Source organism: Bacteroidia bacterium (assembly GCA_019695265.1).
Lineage (GTDB): Bacteria > Bacteroidota > Bacteroidia > JAIBAJ01 > JAIBAJ01 > JAIBAJ01.
The window spans coordinates 37879-44444 of record JAIBAJ010000019.1; the positions used below are offsets into that span (position 1 = coordinate 37879).

5 protein-coding genes are annotated in these 6566 nt (G+C 39.8%); 3 read left to right on the forward strand and 2 right to left on the reverse strand.

What is annotated here, in order from left to right; genetic code table 11:
• Positions 1-179 precede the first annotated feature (179 nt).
• Both K1X82_04985 and K1X82_04990 read left to right on the forward strand, forming a co-directional pair.
• Positions 180-1043 (forward strand): RNA polymerase sigma factor RpoD/SigA, encoded by an 864-nt coding sequence (locus K1X82_04985; protein MBX7181447.1) that lies wholly within the window; start codon positions 180-182, stop codon positions 1041-1043.
• Between the two features lie 78 nt (positions 1044-1121).
• A complete protein-coding gene (locus K1X82_04990) occupies positions 1122-2591 on the forward strand; it encodes a glyceraldehyde-3-phosphate dehydrogenase (protein ID MBX7181448.1) in 1470 nt (489 codons plus the stop codon).
• A gap of 391 nt (positions 2592-2982) precedes the next feature.
• Here K1X82_04990 and K1X82_04995 read toward each other — a convergent pair whose 3' ends face one another.
• Both K1X82_04995 and K1X82_05000 read right to left on the reverse strand, forming a co-directional pair.
• Complete coding sequence (locus tag K1X82_04995) at positions 2983-4434, reverse strand: NAD-dependent succinate-semialdehyde dehydrogenase (GenBank protein ID MBX7181449.1); 1452 nt, start codon at positions 4432-4434, stop codon at positions 2983-2985.
• The gene (locus K1X82_05000) at positions 4427-5491 is read right to left on the reverse strand and encodes a 3-dehydroquinate synthase (GenBank protein ID MBX7181450.1); all 1065 of its coding nucleotides are present in this window, start codon (positions 5489-5491) and stop codon (positions 4427-4429) included. Before K1X82_05000 ends, K1X82_04995 begins: the two co-directional genes overlap by 8 nt.
• 201 nt (positions 5492-5692) lie before the next feature.
• Here K1X82_05000 and K1X82_05005 point away from each other — a divergent pair.
• A partial coding sequence (locus K1X82_05005; GenBank protein MBX7181451.1) for a carbamoyl-phosphate synthase large subunit occupies positions 5693-6566 on the forward strand: 874 nt, incomplete at its 3' end.

A 6566-nucleotide genomic window follows, 5' to 3' on the forward strand; every position in this document is an offset into this window, starting at 1 on the left:
CCACCCGGTTAATAAAAAGCACTCGAATGTTGGTTAGATTAATCCTTAATTTTCAATCTGTTACAACTGGTTTCTAGATTTTTTAGGTCTGTTTTAAAATTCACACCTTTTTATACATTATTTATGTATACTTTCGCACCTCCAAAAAAATTCGCTTAATCTAATCCTGAAGATACGAAATGAGGCAGCTAAAGATTACCAAATCCATTACCAATAGAGAAAGTCAATCCCTTGAGAAATATCTACAAGAAATCGGTCGAGAAGGGCTTATTACCGCAGAAGAAGAAGTGGTTTTAGCCAAGAAAATTAAAGAAGGTGACCAATTAGCTCTTGAAAAACTTACCAGAAGTAATTTACGTTTTGTTGTTTCGGTTGCAAAACAATACCAAAACCAAGGCTTAAGTCTACCCGACTTAATTAACGAAGGTAATCTTGGATTAATTAAAGCCGCTCAGCGTTTCGATGAAACCAGGGGTTTTAAGTTCATTTCCTATGCGGTATGGTGGATTCGTCAATCTATCCTGCAAGCTATCGCAGAGCAATCTCGTATTGTTCGTTTGCCTCTTAACCAAGTGGGTTCTCTGAATAAAATCAACAAAGCTTTTTCCAAATTGGAACAAGAATTTGAAAGAGAACCATCTCCAGAAGAATTGGCAAAAGTATTGGAACTGCCCGAAGATAAAATCGCCGATACCATGAAAGTTTCCGGACGCCATGTTTCAGTGGATGCTCCGTTAATCAATGGCGAAGAAAGCAGCTTGTTGGATGTAATGGTTAACCACGACTCTCCGCGCGCCGACCAACACTTGATGACCGAATCGCTTCAACGTGAAATTGAGCGTTCCCTAAGTACCCTTACCGATCGTGAAAGAGAAGTGGTAAAAATGTTTTATGGCATTGGCTATAACCACGGACTTACCCTCGATGAAATTGGAGCTAAATTTGACCTGACTCGTGAACGAGTTCGACAAATTAAAGAAAAGGCTATTCGCCGCCTTCGCCATACATCGCGTAGCAAATTATTAAAAGCCTACCTGGGCTAAACCTTACGAACGGAGTGCTTTTTGCCTCCGTTTTTTGTTTTATTTTGTCTCTAACAAACCAATAATACACCTCACAAAATGGATACCTTAACCCCAAATCCTAAAGTAAGTTTTGAAAATGAACTTCACGGCTGGATCGGCCAGGAAAAAGCTGCCGTTGAACTTATCAACATGATTGCTACTATGTGGTACGACCGCTCCGTTGAATTGGTTATTTTCAGAAATACAATCTACAACAAAGGTGCTGCCGAAATTCTTAGCCTGCACACCTATGCCGACCAGGTTATGCACCTGCCTATTTCTATTTTCGATACCCTCGAAGTTGTTCGAACCTTGTTTAACACCGAACTCTCTCCTTCCCGTATCGATATTGGCAGATTAACAGCAGAATACACCAAAGAAAAAGCAAACTTCGAATCCACCCAGGCCTTTATTGGTTCCAAACTTGGATTCATGATAGGTAAAGAAAAAAGAGTTTTAGTACCTAAAGATGTGGTATTATACGGTTTTGGACGTATCGGTCGTCTTGCTGCCCGCGAACTTATTTCCCAAGCAGGAAAAGGTGAACAGCTAAGACTTAGAGCCATTGTTACACGTACCAATTCTGATTCAGATATCATTAAACGTGCTGCACTGCTAAGAAAAGACAGCGTGCATGGTCCTTTCCACGGAAATATCATCGAAGATCTTCAAAACAAAGCCATTATTATTAATGGACACGTGGTTCAAATGATCGCAGCAAATAACCCGGAAGATATTGATTACGAAAGCTATGGAATTACCAATGCTTTGGTAATTGACAATACCGGAGTTCTTCGTGACAGAGATGGACTAAGCCGCCACCTAAAATCAAAAGGGGTTAGCAAAGTACTTCTTACAGCTCCCGGTAAAGGAAATATTCCTAACATTGTTCATGGAGTTAATCATGAGAAATTTGATATCAATAATGAACAAATTTTCTCTGCAGCTTCTTGTACTACCAATGCCATTATCCCTCCTCTTAAAGTAATGAATGAAAAGTTCGGTATTATTAAAGGACATATCGAAACCATTCACTCCTACACCAACGACCAAAACCTTCTCGACAACTTCCACAAAAAGGAAAGAAGAGGCCGTTCAGCCGCGCTTAACATGGTTTTAACCGAAACAGGTGCCAATTCCGCTATCACCAAAGTTCTTCCTGAACTTTCCGGTAAATTTACAGCCAATGCCGTTCGAGTACCAACCCCAGACGTTTCTTTGGCCATTCTAAATCTTACTTTAAACCGAGAAACTTCTGTTGCCGAAGTAAATGAAGCTCTTCGGGATGCCGCTTTAAATGGTGACCTCGTTGAACAACTTCAGTTTTCTACCGATGAAGAATTGGTATCCTCTGACTTAATCGGAAACTCCTGCGCCAGTATTATCGATGCGCCAAATACCATTTTGAGCGAAGATAAACGCAGCGTGGTGGTTTACGCCTGGTACGACAATGAATATGGCTATACCCGTCAGGTAATTCGTTTGGCAAAACACTTAGCCGACGTAGTTCGCTTGAGGTATTACTAATCCAACTTGACCTACTTTCTAAAGACTGTCTTTTTAGGCAGTCTTTTTTTTTATTATATCAATTTGGCGGGCCCCATTCGCCACCAAAATCAGGTTGAATTCCCAACATTCACATAGGCGAATGGTCGGGCTATCGGCTGTAGTCCAAGTCCACTCCGCTAAATCGCTGCGTTTACTTGGAGCTACTTGCCTCTATCCCTGCCCGACGCAACTACAACTATTATCAAACATCTTAATTTAGTATTCCAAACAAGAATTTAGTTCGTTTAAGAAATCCCGATTAGTACCATATCAAGTAATAAGCAACTTGAATAGAAGAACTACCTATTAACTTAGCAACACGTATTAATCTTAAATATTTGCTTTCTATCCGGTTAATTAAAAGGGAATCCTAGGTATTAATATTACCTAAACAGAGGTATTTGATTATCAGATACTCATCCAAACCATACTTGCTCCCTTCCCTTCCAAATCCACTTTCCTTAATTCCACCAAACGGACCAATTTCGTTGGAAATGATACCTTCATTAATTCCAACGATACCATATTCCAAAGCTTCTGAAATCCTCCAAAAACGGTTTAGATCACGGGTATATAAATAGGCAGCCAATCCATAAGGAGTATCATTGGCCATTTCAATAGCTTCCACTTCTGTTTCAAAAGAATATATCACACTCACCGGTCCAAAAATCTCCTCCCGGGCCAATTGCATAGATGAATTTCCATTTAACAAAACTACCGGCTGGTATAACAAATGTTCAGAATCTACACGCTTTCCCGGCAGAACAGTTTCTGCTCCCAACGAAATTGCATTTTCTACTAACTCTTCCACTTTTTTAACAGCCTCTTCATTAATCAATGGGCCTAACTGAACCCCTTGATCCAGCCCATTCCCTAAAACCAATTTTTTACTTTCTTCGGCCAAACGTTGAGCAAATAATCGGGCCTTGGAACTATGAACTATAAACCGATTTGTACAAACACAGGTTTGTCCGGCATTTCGGTATTTACTGGCTATGGCTCCTTGAATAGCTAATTCCAGGTCAGCATCTTCAAAAACCAAAAAAGGGGCATTTCCACCCAATTCCAACGATAGCTTTTTTACAGTACCTGCAGCCATACTCATCAATCTTTTTCCGATTTCTGTACTTCCGGTGAAGCTTACTTTTTTAATCCGCTTATCGGTACATAATTTCTCCCCAATGCTACCCGAATGTGTGGAAGTTACCACATTAATCTCCCCATTGTTTAAACCGGCTTCCAAGGCTAGTTGGGCAAGGGCAAGGGAGGTTAATGGAGTATGCTGGCTTGGCTTAAGTACAACGGTACAACCGGCTGCAAGAGCAGGAGCAAGTTTTCGAGTTACCATGGCCGCAGGGAAATTCCAAGGAGTAATTGCAGCGACCACACCAACCGGTTGTTTTAAGGTTATTATGCGATGAGTTGGAGATGGATGAGCCATAGTATCCCCATAAATTCGTTTAGCCTCTTCAGAAAACCATTCGATAAAACTTGCCGCATATCGAATTTCGGCTTCAGCTTCGGCCAATGGTTTACCTTGTTCTTTGGTAAGGATGAAAGCTAAATCAGGCAGAGCTTCCATTACCCGGTTATACCAATTTCTGAGAATTTCTGAACGTTGCTTACCTGATTTCGACTTCCAAAAAACCTGGGCTTTTTCAGCACTCGCAATGGCCCAATCAGCCACCTGTAAATTAGCATTTCCTACTTCTCCAACAATTTCAGAATTGGCTGGATTGGAAACATTAAAATAGTCACCGGAATCTCCATCTATCCATTTTCCGCCAATACAAAATTGTCGTGAAAACAATCGATCATGCATTGTAATTCAATTTATTCAACCATTCTATCGCCTTTTCTACTTCTTGGGGTTTTACAGTAGTAGAAATAAACCATTCACCGGGTTTTCGGATAAGTACAAACTGCCAGGCATTATGCAAGTTCTTTTTATCTTGGGTAAGGAATGCAATTACCTTGTTAACTTCATCCATTCGAATGGTTTGCCAGCTAAAGAGGTGTTTAAGAGCAGGAACTAAAATATCTAAATAAACCGGATCTAAATCCTCATGTAGGGTTGAAATATATGCTTCAGCCAAAATGCCTGCAGCAACTGCTTCTCCATGCAACATCGGGCGATTTTTTTCTAAAAAGAAACTTTCAAATGCATGTCCCAGGCTATGCCCTAAGTTCAATTGCCTCCTTAGTCCTTTTTCTTTAAAATCTGCCTTTACTATTGAAGATTTAAACCGAATAGAATTGACAATATCCTTTCCATTGATTAGGCTAAAGAAAAATTCAGGATGGTATAATCGTTCATACATTTCCCCTCCTACCAATAAGGCATGTTTAAGCATTTCCGCAAATCCGGCTTTCAATTGCCTTTCGGGTAAGGTATTTAAAAAACCCGGAAAAAGGATGGTGGCTTCCGGTTTTGAAAAAGTTCCAATTGCATTTTTAACTCCTTCAAAATCAATTGCAGTTTTACCACCAACTGAAGCATCAATAAAGGCCAACAAGGTGGTAGGAATATTTACATAATCAATACCTCGTTTATATACGGAGGCACAAAAACCACCCAAATCAGTTATCATTCCTCCTCCAATATTAACTAACAAGGCTTGGTTATCGGCTTTTGAGCTAAGTAGTTTATCCCAAATAAAATTACAGGTAGCGATGGATTTACTTAATTCTCCGGCTGGAATTACGAGAATATTTTCTTCAACAAAAACATCTTTGAAATGAGAAGCACAAAAGCGATACGAGTTTTCATCCATTAAAACAAAAACATCGGAATAGTTTCGTTGTAAAATCCAATGGTTTAAATGTGTTCCTACCGAATCACTCCAATAGATTCGCTCATCTAAATCAACAACAGTCATAGGTTTATTTTCAAATTGTGGTTAAATGTATAGAAAATGGTGTTTGACAGAAATAATATTCAAAAATCATTACCCATTTTAGTTTAGAAAATAGTACGGAAGTGGATAACAATGGTTGTAAATTGTCAATAACTACTAATAACTCCATATTGGTAAAGGAATTGGCACTTTTACCTTTGTCACCCGAATTTAATTCGGATCATGCCAAAAAACCAAACTATTGAAAGCGTATTAATCATAGGTAGCGGACCTATCATTATAGGACAAGCCTGTGAATTTGATTACAGTGGAAGTCAGGCCGCAAGGTCATTGCGGGAAGAAGGCATCAAAGTGGTGTTAATCAACAGCAATCCTGCCACCATCATGACCGATAAAGTTACGGCCGACCATGTTTATTTACTTCCCTTAACTCCGGCATCCATTTCCAAAATTCTGAACGAGCATAAAATAGATGCTGTTTTACCAACCATGGGTGGACAAACGGCACTGAATCTTGCCATTAAATGCGAGGAAATAGGGCTTTGGAAAAAGCATGGGGTAAAAATGATTGGAGTTGATATACAAGCGATTGAAACCTGTGAAAACCGGGAAGCTTTTCGCAACCTGATGTATAAAATCAATGTAGGCGTTGCTCCAAGTAAAATTGCAAACTCTTTTTTAGAGGGTAAGGAAATTGCCCAAGAAATTGGCTTTCCATTGGTTATTCGTCCTTCCTACACCTTGGGTGGAACCGGCGCTGCTTTTGTACATACTCGGGAAGAATTTGATGCAGCCTTAACCAAAGGATTGCATGCCTCCCCAATTCACGAAGTACAAATTGATAAGGCGGTTTTAGGTTGGAAAGAATATGAATTGGAATTGTTACGAGATGCCAATGACAATGTGACCATTATTTGTTCAATTGAGAACTTTGACCCGATGGGAATTCATACGGGAGATAGCATTACGGTGGCACCTTGTATGACCTTAAGTGATACAACCTTTCAGCACATGCGAGATTTAGCCATTAAGATGATGCGAAATATTGGCAATTTTGCAGGTGGTTGTAACGTGCAATTTGCTGTTGAACCCGAAA